17 protein-coding genes are annotated in these 14,366 nt (G+C 55.9%); 2 read left to right on the forward strand and 15 right to left on the reverse strand.

Translation table 11 applies throughout. The features are described 5' to 3' along the window. Positions 1 to 344 precede the first annotated feature (344 nt). The 8 genes from HQL52_11760 to HQL52_11795 all read right to left on the reverse strand — a co-directional run bounded on the left by HQL52_11760 (position 345) and on the right by HQL52_11795 (position 6,348). Positions 345 to 1,040: a hypothetical protein gene (locus tag HQL52_11760; GenBank protein ID MBF0370121.1), complete on the reverse strand. Its 696-nt coding sequence runs from the start codon at positions 1,038 to 1,040 to the stop codon at positions 345 to 347. Beyond that, positions 1,037 to 1,516 (reverse strand): TlpA family protein disulfide reductase, encoded by a 480-nt coding sequence (locus tag HQL52_11765; protein ID MBF0370122.1) that lies wholly within the window; start codon positions 1,514 to 1,516, stop codon positions 1,037 to 1,039. Before HQL52_11765 ends, HQL52_11760 begins: the two co-directional genes overlap by 4 nt. 16 nt (positions 1,517 to 1,532) lie before the next feature. Then, the gene (locus HQL52_11770) at positions 1,533 to 2,036 is read right to left on the reverse strand and encodes a TlpA family protein disulfide reductase (GenBank protein ID MBF0370123.1); all 504 of its coding nucleotides are present in this window, start codon (positions 2,034 to 2,036) and stop codon (positions 1,533 to 1,535) included. Beyond that, positions 2,036 to 2,863 (reverse strand): hypothetical protein, encoded by an 828-nt coding sequence (locus HQL52_11775; protein ID MBF0370124.1) that lies wholly within the window; start codon positions 2,861 to 2,863, stop codon positions 2,036 to 2,038. Before HQL52_11775 ends, HQL52_11770 begins: the two co-directional genes overlap by 1 nt. Beyond that, on the reverse strand, positions 2,860 to 3,309 hold the full coding sequence (locus HQL52_11780; GenBank protein MBF0370125.1) for a cytochrome c-type biogenesis protein CcmH: 450 nt from the start codon (positions 3,307 to 3,309) through the stop codon (positions 2,860 to 2,862). The genes HQL52_11775 and HQL52_11780 overlap by 4 nt, the downstream gene beginning before the upstream one ends. Before the next feature lies 1 nt (position 3,310). Further along, positions 3,311 to 4,111: a hypothetical protein gene (locus tag HQL52_11785; protein MBF0370126.1), complete on the reverse strand. Its 801-nt coding sequence runs from the start codon at positions 4,109 to 4,111 to the stop codon at positions 3,311 to 3,313. A gap of 102 nt (positions 4,112 to 4,213) precedes the next feature. Next, positions 4,214 to 4,888, reverse strand: coding sequence for an SCO family protein (locus HQL52_11790; protein MBF0370127.1), 675 nt, complete (start codon positions 4,886 to 4,888; stop codon positions 4,214 to 4,216). 455 nt (positions 4,889 to 5,343) lie between these two features. Beyond that, positions 5,344 to 6,348 carry a hypothetical protein gene (locus tag HQL52_11795; GenBank protein ID MBF0370128.1) on the reverse strand — a complete coding sequence of 335 codons (1,005 nt, stop codon included), beginning with the start codon at positions 6,346 to 6,348 and terminating at the stop codon, positions 5,344 to 5,346. Positions 6,349 to 6,667: 319 nt separating this feature from the next. On the opposite strand from HQL52_11795, the gene HQL52_11800 reads away from it, so the two are divergent. Both HQL52_11800 and HQL52_11805 read left to right on the forward strand, forming a co-directional pair. Beyond that, the gene (locus HQL52_11800) at positions 6,668 to 8,071 is read left to right on the forward strand and encodes an ATP-binding protein (protein MBF0370129.1); all 1,404 of its coding nucleotides are present in this window, start codon (positions 6,668 to 6,670) and stop codon (positions 8,069 to 8,071) included. Between the two features lie 4 nt (positions 8,072 to 8,075). Further along, positions 8,076 to 8,873 (forward strand): aminoglycoside phosphotransferase, encoded by a 798-nt coding sequence (locus HQL52_11805; protein ID MBF0370130.1) that lies wholly within the window; start codon positions 8,076 to 8,078, stop codon positions 8,871 to 8,873. 28 nt (positions 8,874 to 8,901) lie between these two features. On the opposite strand, the gene HQL52_11810 is transcribed toward HQL52_11805, so the two are convergent. From HQL52_11810 to HQL52_11840, 7 genes are all read right to left on the reverse strand, one after another. After that, entirely contained in the window at positions 8,902 to 9,054 is a 153-nt protein-coding gene (locus HQL52_11810) for a hypothetical protein (GenBank protein MBF0370131.1), read from the reverse strand. 112 nt (positions 9,055 to 9,166) lie between these two features. After that, complete coding sequence (locus HQL52_11815; GenBank protein ID MBF0370132.1) at positions 9,167 to 9,778, reverse strand: V-type ATP synthase subunit D; 612 nt, start codon at positions 9,776 to 9,778, stop codon at positions 9,167 to 9,169. Between the two features lie 50 nt (positions 9,779 to 9,828). After that, a complete protein-coding gene (locus tag HQL52_11820; GenBank protein ID MBF0370133.1) occupies positions 9,829 to 11,241 on the reverse strand; it encodes a V-type ATP synthase subunit B in 1,413 nt (470 codons plus the stop codon). Next, the gene (locus tag HQL52_11825; GenBank protein MBF0370134.1) at positions 11,238 to 12,998 is read right to left on the reverse strand and encodes a V-type ATP synthase subunit A; all 1,761 of its coding nucleotides are present in this window, start codon (positions 12,996 to 12,998) and stop codon (positions 11,238 to 11,240) included. The genes HQL52_11820 and HQL52_11825 overlap by 4 nt, the downstream gene beginning before the upstream one ends. Next, complete coding sequence (locus tag HQL52_11830) at positions 12,995 to 13,651, reverse strand: hypothetical protein (protein ID MBF0370135.1); 657 nt, start codon at positions 13,649 to 13,651, stop codon at positions 12,995 to 12,997. Before HQL52_11830 ends, HQL52_11825 begins: the two co-directional genes overlap by 4 nt. Then, positions 13,648 to 13,944, reverse strand: a complete 297-nt coding sequence (locus HQL52_11835; protein MBF0370136.1) for a hypothetical protein — start codon at positions 13,942 to 13,944, stop codon at positions 13,648 to 13,650. Before HQL52_11835 ends, HQL52_11830 begins: the two co-directional genes overlap by 4 nt. Then, positions 13,944 to 14,294 (reverse strand): H+transporting two-sector ATPase C subunit, encoded by a 351-nt coding sequence (locus tag HQL52_11840; GenBank protein MBF0370137.1) that lies wholly within the window; start codon positions 14,292 to 14,294, stop codon positions 13,944 to 13,946. The genes HQL52_11835 and HQL52_11840 overlap by 1 nt, the downstream gene beginning before the upstream one ends. Positions 14,295 to 14,366: the final 72 nt, after the last annotated feature.

Consider the following 14,366-nt stretch of genomic DNA (forward strand, 5'->3'; position numbering starts at 1 on the left):
TTAAAAGATTAAAAGATTAAAAGATTAAAAGATTAAAAGATTAAATTCAAAATCAAAATCAAAAGACAGACCTTGGGGGGAAAGAATTCCCCCCAAATCCCCCCATCTTTTTTTTTAATAGTATAAAGTCAAAACCTATTTGAAAGCACTCCCCCAACCCCGCCAAAACACCACAATCCCCAACCCAACCAAAAACAAATTAAACCCCTCCTGAGGCATCCCAGTCACCAAATCAAGCCCCATATCCCCAACACCCAACACAAACAATACCCCACCAAAAGTCCGCATCTTAAAACCAGGAGCCGCCGGAACCGGTCGAATCCCAGATACTTCAGAACCCCCACTCATGGCACCAAAAAACCCAAAATAAAGGCCTTATAATAAACCATCACACCCGAAACATTCAGCCCGGCCAAAACCACCAATACCCCACCACAAACATCCAAAACCAACCGCTGCCGCCGAATCAACCAATCCTTCAAAGCAAAAATAAGTGCATAAGCCACCAACCCCATGGCAAAACTCATCCCAGACCCATAAAAGAAAGCGTAAAAAGCCCCCTCCAAAGCGGTCTCAGGACGCGAACCAATCCCCAAAATGATGGAAAGCTCCGGCGTAATACAGGGGGAATAGACAAAAGAAAAAGCACAACCAATCAAAAAAGCCATGCCCGTGCCAACCCATTTACCCCGAAACCCTTCAGGCCAATCCACCCGACCACTCAACAAAAAATAAAGACTCACCACCAACAAAAACCAACCCGAAGCCAACCCCAAAACGCTCAGGTTATAAGCAATCTCACGACCAATAGACCAACCCCTGGCATTCAAAGGTGCAAAAAGGATGGAAAACCCAATCAAATAACTCAAACTCGGCAGCAATACCCGAGCCTGCAAACAAGGAGCCCCCTGCCCCCGATAACCCACCAGATAAAGCCCCACAATAAAAAACATGAAGAAAGGCGAAATCTGTAAAATGCACACCTGCCAGATGGAAAAAAAGTTACCAAAGCCCCCCATCAACGCCTGAATACCAGTCACGCTACCAACTCCTCAATCCACAGATAATAATCCTCCACCACATCCTTGATATTGCCGTAAAAAATCCGCTTCACCAAACCATCCTTGCCAATAAAAACCGTGGTGGGCGGCGCGCTGACACCATAGGTGCGGGAGATCGGCTCCCCATCATCAAAACCAGCCGGAAAAGGAGGCGCCTGCTTTGCAACAAAATCCTCAAACTTACTCTCGGCATCCTGCAAACCCACCATCAGGAACTCAACCCCACGGTCGCTGAAACGCCCATGAGCTTCCTTGGTGAGAGGAATCGAATCGTGAGAACAAGGGCACCAGGAAGCCATGAAGGTGATCACCATGGGCTTGCCAGCATGGTCCGCCATGTTCCAGGTGGTTTTGCCATCCACCAGCTTCAGGGTAAAGGGAGGAGCCTGGGAGCCCACCTCCAGCAACGTACGCTTTTCACCCCCACAGCCACTCAACACCAGGCCGACGACCAAAAGCGCCGAAAAAAATCTAGATAAGCTTGTCCAGTTCATATTTCAACAAAGCCTCGGTCACCCCCCCCGCATGGAGATAGCTGACCCGGCCCTCCCGGTCGATAAAATAGGTGGTAGGCATGCCGTAGACCCCAAAATCATCCTTGATCTTGCCGGTCATATCGATGCCCGTAGGGAAGGTGATGCCCTTCTCCGACACAAACCCCTTGGCCTTCTCTTCAGTATCCTGCAAGGCCACACCCAAAAACTGAACCCCCTTGGGGCTATACTCCTGATATACCTTTTCCAGCGCCGAAGCCTCCTCGCCACAGGGAATACACCACGAAGCAAAAAAGTTGATCATCACCGGACTCCCCAGCTTCGTGGCCAGAGAAAATTCCGTACCGTCAAAAAGCACCAGATCCAACGGGGGAGAAGGCTCCCGGGCGACAGGCGACTCACCATTGGGACACCCCCCCAAAGGCAGGGCCAGGGTAAGCAGAAAAATGAGCGTCAAATGTTTGCGGACCCATTTCAACATCAAGGTTCCTCCTCAAAGGGGGGGACAGGCAGTTTCCAGTAATAACGTCTTGGCCGCATGGAGGGGGGTTGAATGATCAACTCCGCCCCGTTGGCCGTGCGGGCTTTTTCAGCCGCTTCCAAAGGAAAAGTGAGAATCCCCTGGCGATGATGACGTTGGACATCTTCATAGAGCATCTGCCACTCCGTCGCCTGAATCGGCTTGCCATCGCCATAATCGATGGAAGTGATTTTGGCCAGGTCCCAGTTGGGAACTATGCCGGAATGGGTGTTAAAATAGATCACAAAAAGCGGCCCATCGCCCATCTTTTCCGGTGTTTGCAGCAACAGATAGCGAATCAAACTCCGGTGGATGGTGGGAAGGTGGATCACATCGAAATAAAGATCCTCATCGCCAAAATCCATCTTCCACAGATGGCTCTTCAAAAACCGCATGATATTTTCCGGAAGCATCGTCGGAATATTGCTCAAAAAATGCTTCTGGAGATAACCGATAATCCCTTCAGCCTGGGGAGGGGTCAGATCCGCTCGATCCAATGCCCCCATGCGAGTGACGATCCACTCCCACTCCATGGCGGTTTTGGGATTGTTTTCCACCACCTCCCGGCTGTGACACTGGCGGGTGCAGCTCTTTTCGTAGAGGAGCTTGGTCTGCTTTTCCGACAGCCCCTCCGCCAACCCATGGCGATGGAGAGCCAGGGTCACCCGATCCCCGGCGTAAGCCAGATACCCCTCCGGCCCCGGCTCCACCAGCCAGAGAAAACCACCCATGGCCACCATGCCGAGGAATAGAACAAAGAGCCCCAGAGTCACCAGAAGAGTTTTCATTCAGCGGTCGCTTTGGCTCTCTTTTTGGCTTTGATCCGACCAACCCCCAAATAGATCCCAAAAAAGACCACCATCAGCCAAATGACCACCCCTCCCCAGAGCATCGCCCAATCCAGGGTGTCGAATCCCCGGGTGTATTGGTAAATTTTCCCTTCAATCCGTTGCAGGGGGGTGAGTTTGGCGGAATCTCCGTAGATGCTGGTAAAGTTGTCGATGATCTCCTGCTTGGTCATCCCCTTGGCGATCAGCTCACCGATCTGGTTTTTCCACGCCAAGCCGCAGCTCATGTTGCAATCTTCCAGCACCAGGGGGCACTGGCAGGGACAGGCAAGATCCCGGGCCACCTCGGTCACCGTCAGCGCCTCTGCCGCCACCCGCCCCGGCAGAATCAATACCATCACCAAAGCCACCAAAAAAAACCACCGCAGCGGAAATCCTCTGGTCATCTCAGGCCTCTCTGCGCTTCACGAAAAACCACGCCCCCATGCCGATCATGAGGATAACCCCGATACCAAACATCAGATAAACCAGCACCCGGGCCTGTTTTTGGGTTTCATAGGGAGAGCCCCACACCTTGGGACCGTCCATCCGGGAATATTTAATATCCACCGAAGGGCGCTGGTCGCTCTTGGCATAGCCCACAGTGATGACCTTTTGCTCCCCCGCTTTGATGTCGTTGAGTTCATAGCGATAGTGGTTGAACCCCTTATCCTCAGCTCGGGTGGCCCCGGGGGGATCGATGGTAAAACCGCTCGCCCGCAGAGGCTCCTGAACATCCACCTCCAAGGTTTGAATGGCGTGGTTGGAACGGATGGTATAATCCACCTTGCGCCACCCCGATTCCGGGTTGATCTGCTCGGGATCGATGGGCACATGGAAGCTCAGATAAAAGTTGGGATAGGGCATTTTCAGCATCACCTCATCCCACTCACCGTCAGGCTTGGTGGTGAAAAGCTGGCAAAAGTGCTGCCCTTCCGGGGAGAGGGAGCAGGCATCGCTCACCACCGCACCCTTGGGTATATAAAAGCTGGTCTCCATGGGAAAAGCCGAAACATCGGTAAACCGGCCATCATAGATCGCCAAAATGCCCGGATCGTCATATTCAGGCCAGATGGCCGCACGCATGCGCCCAATCACCTCTTCCCCGGCCATTCCCACAGCAGGCCAAAGCAGGCAGATCAGCGCAAAAAGGGACAAACCGAGACCCACGCCATGGGCTGAATCCCGGGAAAAGGAGATGGTGTTCATGGTTTAAAAGCTATCTTCCTTGAGGGTTGTCCGGGGTTGTTGCCCCCGATTTTTCCCACTTCGGATCCTTACACCAGGATCCGGGTTAGATTCCGTGGATTTTCAGGACTCCTCACCCGCGATGAGTTCCCGGATTTTGGTGATTTCGAAGGCGATCTTCCGGGGATATTGTTCTCCCTGGAAAAGGGCCACCAACCGGGCCCGGGGATCCACCATGAAGATACCCGAGGAGTGGCTCACCGTATAACCCTCCTCCCCTTCCTTGGGTGGATCGATAAAATAGCCCGCTCCCACCTGCTTGGCCAAAATATCGATCTGGGGTTTGGAACCGCTCACCCCGACAAAGCCGGGATTAAAATAGCTCACATACTCTTTGAGTATCGGGTTGGTATCCCGTTGGGGATCCACCGAAACAAAAATCACCTGAAGCTCTCGACCGATGAGGGTGTCGGTCTGCAAAATGTCATACACCTCGGTCAAAACCCCCATGGAAACCGGGCAGACATCCGGGCAGTGGGTGTAGCCAAAAAAGATCAAACTCCACTTGCCCCGCATCCGATCCCGATCAAAAAGGCGACCGTCAGCATCCTTGAGGGCGAAGGGTTTCAGGGGTTTGGGGCCGGGGAGCAAAATTCCGAACAGCTCTTCAGGCACATTTTCCCACACCGCCCCATCGTCTGAAGCATTCTCTCCACCGCTCATAAAAAAAACGGCGCTGCCGATGAGAGCGACCAGGGTCAAGGCGGCAACCGCCATCAGGAGTGTCTTGTTTTTCATCTGTCAAAGGGGTCCATTGCAATGGAGGGAACACAAACCCCGCCCACCGGAAAATTCATTCAGGGGAGAGGCAGAGTGATTGGAAGGATTTAAAAAACGTATATGAAGAGAATCCCCAGAATGACCACCACGTTGGTTGCCATGCCGAGAAAAATCACCGTGTCGGAAAGGTGTTCCTTTTTGAAAAATTTCATGATCATACCCCAGTAGTGGCCCGAAGCGTTGGTGGGTGGAGTCGTTTTTTTTACTAACCGGGCTTCTCCTCTTTGGCGGGTTGATCAACCTGAAAAGAGGTGCTGCTCTGGCCCGAACCAGGAAGTTTAACTGTCCACCGGGTTTGGTACAAGCGGGTGTAGGGGATTGTTGGCTGGGAGGTGATGTTTCGGGGAAACCTCTGACCGGGGGCGGTGGGGCGTGCCCCCGGTCGGGTGTTCGGATTCAGCTCACTCTTTTCTTCAGCCCATCAGTTCCTGAAGTTTTTTCAGGTTGGCTTTGATGAGGCTCATTTCTGCCGCAGGGATCAGGGGACGGGGCATGCCGGCGTCCACCATGGCGGTTTTCATGTTGGAGATGTGGGCATCCATCTGTGCGAGCATTTTGGCTTTTTGCTCTTTGGGGATGTTTTTGTCGTTTTCGATGCGTTTTCTCTGCTTGGCGATTTCAGTTTCCTGCTGCGCCATCATCCGGGCCATCATTTTTTTCTGCTTGGCCTGCATCTGCTCCTGGGTGAGGGGCTTGACGGGATTGTCGATGGCATCCAGAAGCCGCTTTTTCTCCGCCTGGGGAATCATGGGGTTGTTCTGGATCATCTGCTTGCGCCAGGCATTTTGACGGGCTTGCATCGCCTTTTGCTGGGCTTCCATCGCCTTTTGCATCGCCTTTTGCTGGGCTTGCCAGGGATTATTGGACTGCCAGCTGGGGGTTTTGTTCATATGGGCCATGCGCAGGGATTGGTCCATCTGGGCCAACATCATGCGCTTTTGGTGGGGGGGGATGGTGGGGTTGTTCATGATCTGCTTCTTTTGTGCCACCACCTGGGCTTTCATCTGACCGTGGGCATCCTGGGTCATCTCTTTCATCTTGGCTTTGCCCTCAGCCATTTTTTTCTTCAGGTCGGCAGATCCCTTGGTCATCATCGCCTGGCTTTCGATCACCCGCAGGCCGGTGGTGACGTTATCCAGCATATAAAAGAAGCGCTCGGCGTCCCACTCCTGGGCTTTGAGCTGCTTGCCGAAATCCTTGTCGTAGCGCATTCCGGCCATCATCCATGACCGATCCTGATCGGCCGGCCCCAGGTTTTGCTTGTTTACCCAGGCAGCGAGGGTGCTGTAATCACCAATAAATTTGGCCATTTCCTGTTCTGAAAACGGCTTTTGATCCCACGGATTACCAGCCTGCACCGATCCTGAAAAAGCCAGCACCAAGGCAAGCAACCCCCCCAACAACGCGATTCTTTTCATGTCGTCCTCTATCCTCTGATTTGGTCCGACCCCCAGCCCGGCACACCCGACCCTGGAGGCTTGTCATGGGCAAGGTGACATAATCGGCCCATTCGATTCGTTTTGCAACTTCAGAACTCGATTGGAGCCCCAATCCCGACAAAAAGTTCCACACCATCACCAGGGGAAAATCCCACCCCCAAGCGCCCTCCCCCATTCCACCCTCCCCACCCCTTGGATTGAGTTGTCCTGATGGCGGGTTGAGGTTACCTTTGGATCTCTAAAAGATAACGCTGCTCTCCGGTTGGATGCTGGGTCTGCACAGGAAGGTTCATAAGCCATGTACGTACGCAAAATCGAAGTCAAAAATCTCAAAATGCTGGAGCATTTCATCTGGGAGCTGCCGGAAGATGTCGCCGCTCCGGGATGGCATGTCTGGCTGGGAGATAACGGCTCCGGCAAATCGACCCTGGTTCGCGCCTGCGCAGCAACGTTGATCGGTCCCCGGGATGCCATGGCTTTGAGGCAACCCTGGGGGGGATGGGTGCGCCAGGACAAAGAAAGAGCCACGGTTAGACTCGAACTTACCTGGGATAATGAATGGGATAGATGGGCCAGTGTGGACGATATCTGTACTTTAGAAGTTGAGGCCCTAGCCCATGAAGGAGAAATGGTCGAAAAAAAAGATTTAGGAGCATATGCCGAAAGAGTACATTTAGACATTAATAGATGCCTCGAAGAAAAAATCATACCTCTCGAAATACAAATCGACAAAATAAACAGGTCTTTTTTTGAAAGCCAAGGACTTTTCCCACCCCCTTTTAATCATGCTTGGGGCTACTGGAAAGGGTGGTTTGCAGCAGCCTACGGCCCATTTCGTCGCTTTTCTGGAGGTGGACAAGAGTATAGAGAATTATTTAAAAACCAATCACGCATCTCTCGTTTTTTGTCAGCCTTCGGTGATGACGTAGCTCTGACTGAGGTAGAACACTGGCTTATGCACCTACGATTTGCCCAGCTGGAACGAAAATCTCTTTTTATGTCCGGCCATACTAAACCACCACCCGTATTGCTGGACAACCTGATCCACTTCATTAACCATCCTGGATTCCTACCCAACAGAGTACAACTCAAGGAAGTGAATTCTAATGGAATTCAATTTATTGATAGTAACGGCTGCCAAATTGACATGAACGACCTGAGCGACGGCTTCCGCTCCATCCTCAGCATGACCTTTGAACTAATCCGCCAGCTAGCTGCCACGTACAGAGAAGATCGCCTTTTCAATGAGGACAACACCCAGATCCTAGCCCCCGGCGTGGTGTTCATCGATGAAGTGGACGCCCATCTCCATCCCCGCTGGCAGCGGGATATCGGACCCTGGCTGACGAAGCTCTTTCCCAACATCCAGTTTTTCGTCACCACCCACAGTCCTCTGGTGTGTCAGGGTGCGGTGAAGGGGTCGGTTTGGCGTTTGCCTGATCCCGTTGGAGAGGGGGGGCATCCTGGGGGGCAGGTCAAAGGAGAGGCGCTCAATCGGCTGCTTTATGGCAACATTTTGGAAGCTTATGGATCCGGGGCGTTTGGTCCAGGGATCAATCGCTCTGAAGAGGGGCATCAGTTGCTGATGGAATTTGCCAAGCTGAATCAGAGGAGTTTCAGAGGGCAACTGTCACCGGAGGAAGAGGTCAGGAGGCAGGAACTGAACGGGATTTTCAGCGCCACCCTCCCGGAAGACGATTGACACCATGATCAAGCTCGCCAGCCCAAAGCTCGATCCAGCCAATCAAGCCTATCTGGACAAAAAACAACGGGAAGTAAATCAATCCGGGAGTTATGGCGATCAAGTTGATGCAGCGAAAACAAAATGGAAAAACAAAAGCGACAACCATTTTGGTGCCATCCGAAATGTATTGTCAGGAATGACCCATATCGGTCGGCGTTGCCACTATTGTGAGGACTCATACGCTGACGAGGTGGAACACATCAAGCCAAAAAATCTCTATCCGGATGAAGCCTTTCAGTGGTCCAACTATCTCTTTTCATGCGGCCCCTGTAACGGCAGCCACAAAAATGACCAATTCGCCGTCTTCGATGCCCAGGGACAATTTCACGACATCACTCGCGGCGACAAAGATCCCGTCATCCCTCCCATTCCAGGCGATCCCGCGTTCATCGATCCCCGAGCGGAAGATCCCATGGATTTTTTGTTTCTCGATCTCATCACATTCGCTTTCCTGCCCCATGCGGATAAAGGCAGGGATGCTCTGAAAGCGGATTTCACCATCAACACGCTGGGGCTGAACACCCGCACCGAGTTGGTCGATATGCGCAAAAAGGCATTTCGGGACTTCAAGGCCAGGCTGAAGGTTTATGTCCAGGAAAAACAGGCTGGCCGGGACATCTCTGACCTGGAAAAAATGCACGAACTGTTTTGGCGAGAGCCCCACGCCAGCGTCTGGCGGGAGATGGTTCGTAGCCAACCAAAAATCCCGGAACTCAAGAAACTCTTCCAGCAAGCCCCGGAGTTGATGCTGCCACCGTGAAAAAACACAATTCGGCCCAGCGGAGGCGTTATTTCCCCCCCGCACCCATCTTCCACAGCACCGATTGATCTCCGCCCATCATGGTTTGGGGGAGTGCGCCGTCCCAGTTTTGGGCGCGGACATAATCCACCATGTTGGTGGAATCCTTGAGGGCTTCGGCTTTTTTGACAATTGCTCCCAATAATCCATACATTCAAAAAAGATTTTGACTCTATACTATCAAAAAAAAAGATGGGGGGAATTGGGGGGAATTCCTTCCCCCCAAGGTCTGTCTTTTGATCTTGAACCTAATCTTACAGGTGAGCGCTTTCCATCCCCGGCAGGCGCACCCGGACCGACTCTTCCTGCTCCATCTCTTCCAGCCGCTGATCCATCTCGTGGATTGCCCCATCCAGCTCCGGCAAAATGACATCTTCCAAAGCCCGGGCTCGGCGTTCGGTGCGTTTATATTCATACAGCAGCCGTCGCAGGTTACCGGAAAGCACCGCCAGCTCCGAGAGCTTGGCCAAGGCTTTTTCATACCCTTCCCGGCAGGCGGCCACCTCTGGGGAGGGGTTGACCGCCGGGGGGTGTTCCACCTCTCCCGGGTGATCCTCAGCCTCCACCAGGCGCACACCAAAAAAGCGGCGCTCGGATTGAATAATCGTGGTGTCGTCGTTGGTTTGGGCGGGCTGAACCTGCACCCCTTCCAGGCCGTGGCGTTGGACCCCGTCAGCCAGGGCGCTGATGGCCTCCCCGTGGATTTCCCGGAAGCTTTGATCAAGCTTTTGATAGCGCTCCAGCAGGCGCATCATTTCAGCCGCCAGGAGCAGGCGCTTTTCATCCAAAAAGCGAAAGCCCTCTCCCATGACATGCCGTTCGTCCTTGGCTTCCAGGAGGGCGCTGCGGGTGGGGGTAATCTCCATCGATTGGTAACCCTTCAAACCCCTTCAAATGAAACCCCGGTGGGGTTGTTTTACTTCCGCCTGATATTTTGGGCGATCTGCTCGTCGGACAATCGGGAAAATTCCGAATCAGGCAGCAGGGACAACAGCTCCCAACCCATGGCCATGGACTCCTCCAAGGTACGGGAAGCCTGCTGGCCGACAAAACGCTCTTCGAAGACCTTGCCGAATGCCAGATAGGTGCGGTCGGTTTCGGTCAAACCATCCGTCCCCACCACATTGGCCAACAGCCGCACCTGGGTGGTTTGGGAATAGCTGGCGTAGAGCTGGTTGGAAAGATCCGGATGGTCCGGGTGGGTGAAGCCCTCGCCGATGCCATCCTTCATCAAGCGCGAAAGGCTCGGCAGCACCGAAATCGGCGGAAAAATCCCCTGGCGATCCAGCTTGCGATCCAGGGTAATCTGCCCCTCGGTGATATAGCCGGTGAGGTCGGGAATAGGATGGCTGATATCATCCGCAGGCATAGTCAAAATCGGCAGCTGGGTCAGCGTGCCCTTGCGCCCCTGGATGCACCCGGCCCGCTCGTAGAGTGTCGCCAGATCGGAATACATGTAGCCGGGATAGCCTTTGCGGCTGGGGATCTCGCCGTGGCTGGCGGAAACCTCCCGGAGGGATTCACAATAGTTGGTCATGTCGGTGATGATCACCAGCACATGCCGCCCCTCGACAAAGGCCAGATATTCCGCTGCGGTCAGGGCAAAACGGGGGGCCAGCAGTCGCTGGGTGGAGGAGTCGGAAGCGAGGTTTAAAAACAGCGCCGTATGACCCAAAGCGCCACTCTCTTCCAAAGTTTTACGGAAGGTGTCGGCGGTGTCGTGGGGCACCCCGAGGCCTGCAAAAACGATGGCAAACCCCTCCCCCTCCTCAGCACCATCCTTCTTTTTCCCCACCTCTCCCGGCAGCCGGGCGTGGAGGGCGATATCCAGAGCCAGTTTATTGTGGGGAAGCCCGCCCCCTGAAAAGATCGGCAGCTTTTGACCCCGCACCAGGCTGTTCAACAGATCAATGGAAGAGACCCCGGTCTCGATAAAATCCGCCGGTTTTGCCCGCCGCAGGGGATTGATGGCCGCGCCATCGATCGGCAGATTTTCCACCGCCGCGATCGGGGGACCGCCGTCGATCACCTGGCCCACCCCATTAAAAACCCGCCCCAGCACCCCCGGCCCCAAATTGAAGGAGATGGGGGCTCCGGAAAAACGCACCCGGGTTTCATCCAGAGCCAAACCGCTGGTCGCCTCCAGCACTTCGATGGTCATGTAGTCGTCGTCCAGAGCGGCGATGCGACCCAGACGCCAGCGGCCATCGTCTCCCATCACCTCCACCGCTTCGTTCAAGCCCACATCCACCCGACGCTTGGCGAAAAGCAGGGGGCCTTCAATCCGGGTGACCGCACCGGACTCCTGAAGATTGACCAATTCACTCATAACGACGCCCCCTCACCGCTGGCAAGCCCTTCCAAGGCGGCCCCGACCTCTTCCATCAGTTTATCAAAACCTTCCGACATTTCTTCGCTGATCTCATCCCCCATGCGGCGCAGGCGGCGCACCACGGGCAGGGCGGCGATCTCTTCCACCTCCACCCCCCGTTGGACCACCTTTTCCGCCTGGTCGATAAAGCCGTTCAAAACCGCCATCATCCGCCCCTGCCGCTCCGGGGAGCAGTAACGATCATTGACCGAAAAAGCGGATTGCCTGAGGAAGGCATCATTGACCAGATCCGCCGACAGCAAAATCAGCTGTTGCTGGGGCGGGAGTGCATCCTTACCCAAAATCCGCGCCATCCGCTCCAGCCGGGTCTGCTGCTCCAGCAGGGTCAAAAAGCGCCGCCGCTGCTCCGCCCACTGGGGATGCCCCTGTTTATGCCACCAGGGAGCCAGGGCCATGGCATCCTCGGAATAGCTGGCCAGAGGATCCACCGCCGGATAAAAACGCGCCTGGGCCCGCTTGCGATCCAGCGCCCAAAAGTTGCGCACATAGCGCTTGGTGTGGATGGTGACCGGCTCGGAAAAATCGCTCGATGGGGGACTCACCGCACCGATAATGGTCAAGGATCCCCCCTTACCCGACAGCGTCCGCACCCGGCTGGCCCGCTCATAAAATTCCGCCAGGCGGGTGGTGAGATAAGCCGGATAGCCCCCCTCGCCAGGCAGCTCTCCCAACCGCCCCGACACCTCCCGCAAGGCTTCGGCCCAGCGGCTGGTGGAGTCGGCCATGATCGCCACATGCAGCCCCTGATCCCGGAAATATTCCGCCACCGTCACCCCGGTATAGATGCTCGCCTCCCGAGCAGCCACCGGCATGTTGGAGGTGTTGGCGATCACCACCATCCGCTCCATCAGGGCGCGCCCCGTGCGGGGATCTTCCAGGTGGGGAAATTCATCCAGCAGCCCCGCCATCTCGTTGCCCCGCTCCCCGCAACCGAGATAGACGATCACATCGGCGTTGCACCATTTGGCGATGGTCTCCAACAGCACGGTTTTACCCGTCCCAAACCCACCCGGCACCGCCGCCTTGCCCCCCCGGGCGACCGGAAAGAGCGCATCCAAAATCCGCTGGCCGGTCAACATCGGCGGGCCGCTGCCCAGGCGCTCCCCAACAGGCCTGGGGGTGCGCACCGGCCAGAGCTGACTCATGGCGATGTCGTGGATTTTTCCCGAGCCATCCTTCAGGCGGCAGACCGTTTCGGTTTCGTCATACTCCCCCTTGGGCTGAATCTCCATCACCTCGCCAGGAGAGCCCGGCGGCACCAGGCACCCCTGGGATTTGGCATCGGAGTTGGGTCGGCGGGCGGAGCCGAAAAGATCCCCCCCCTTTAAAATCCGCCCCGGTTTGACCTTGGGGTTGAAGATAAATCGAACCGGTGGCAGCTCCTCCAAACCCGCCTGGATAAAATCCCGATCCTTGCCTTCCAGGGGCCGCAGCAAACCATCAAAAATGCCCCCCAAAAGCCCCGGCCCCAGGCGCACGGCCAATGGCATGCCCTGGCCCACCACCCGATCCCCCGGACGCAGGCCCGTGGTGTCTTCGAACACCTGGACGGTGATCTCCTCGCCGTTTAAGCGAACCACCTCCCCCAGGAGCCTTTTTTGCCCCACCAAAACCGACTCGTTCAACCGAAACGGTGATTGGGTCCGGCCCTTCAACACCGGCCCGCTGATCCACTGGATGACCGCCTCGTTCATGTTTGACCCCCGGTGGTTTCCAAAAGCGCCAGCAGCCGGGCATCGATGGCCCCACGGTCGGCTTGCAGTCCCTCGGCGCTGCCGTCGATGCAGGTTCCCCCGCTACAGATGCAAAGCCCCGCTGAAAGGGTGGCATCCACCTCAAAACGGGTTGTCTCCCCAACCTCTTGCGTCACGCGCTCTCCCCCATCCTTATTATCACCAACCGCTCCCCCACGGCGCAGCTCACCGCTCTCCCACCCCTGGGGATGACGCACCCGCCAGGGGCCTGGTGGCAGGTGGGTGGTGGCCTGTTTTACCAGATGCCCGACCCATCTCCCCCGCGCCCGGGGATCTTCCCAGCGTCGCTGCAACTCCGTTCCCAGCAGCACCCGCCCTTTTTTGATCAGAGTGTTGGCCACCTGTAAGCGGTGTTGGCGAAATTCGGTTTCCTGCTGGGCCCGGGCGCTTTTCAAGGCGCGGGATTCCCGCTCCCGCTCCTCCCTGACCACCTTGTGCATGCGATCCCGGGCCTCCCGGTGGGCTGCCCGGGTGATTTGGGCCGCCTCCTGTCGGGCTTCGGCCAAAATCTCTTCACAGCGCGCCACCCGCTCCGCCTCCACCAGATCCAACATGGCGGTCAGGCGGTCGGGCTTTTTTTCAGCTTTACTCATGCCCCGATCCCCAGGCTGTTTTTGAGCATCACCGCAATATCCGGTGGCCCAACGCCCCCTCGGGCGTCCGGAATCACCAATACCATGGGATGTACCCCCATCAATACCTTGGCCAGATGCGCTTCGGCGATCTGCCCGGCCACCTCCCCGGTCAGGAGGATCAGGTCGGCGTGATCCATCCCCTTTTGCAGGGTCTGCCACTCTTCCCCCGCTGCCGGGATTTCAGTGCGCACCCCCGCCAACCGCCAACCGGCCGCAGAGACCTCGTCACCGATAAAAAGGGGGGCGGGCATCAGCCCAGACGGTTCAAAATGAGGATGGAGACGATGAGGCCGTAGATGGCGATCCCTTCCGCCAGCCCCACCAAAATCAACATCCGGCCCATCAGCTCCGGTTTTTCGGTGATGGCGCCGATGGCGGCGCTACCGACGGTCGCCACCGCATAACCCGCCCCCAGGGAGGAGACCCCGGTGGCGAGGGCGGCTGCCAGATAGCCCCATCCCGCATCCACCGGCGGGGCGCTGGGGAGTACCGCTCCCCCAGAGGCCAGGGCCGGAGAGCCCATCAACAACAGGGTGGCTCCAGCGGCCAAAATTCCGGTAAAAACAGTCAAGGCGACGATCAACTTGGTACGTGCGGGCATTTTTACTCCCTCCTGAAGGATCCTTCAAACCAACGCTTGATATCGAGTGAATGCTTATAAATCCCTAATTCT

The organism is Magnetococcales bacterium, from assembly GCA_015232395.1.
Lineage (GTDB): Bacteria > Pseudomonadota > Magnetococcia > Magnetococcales > JADFZT01 > JADFZT01.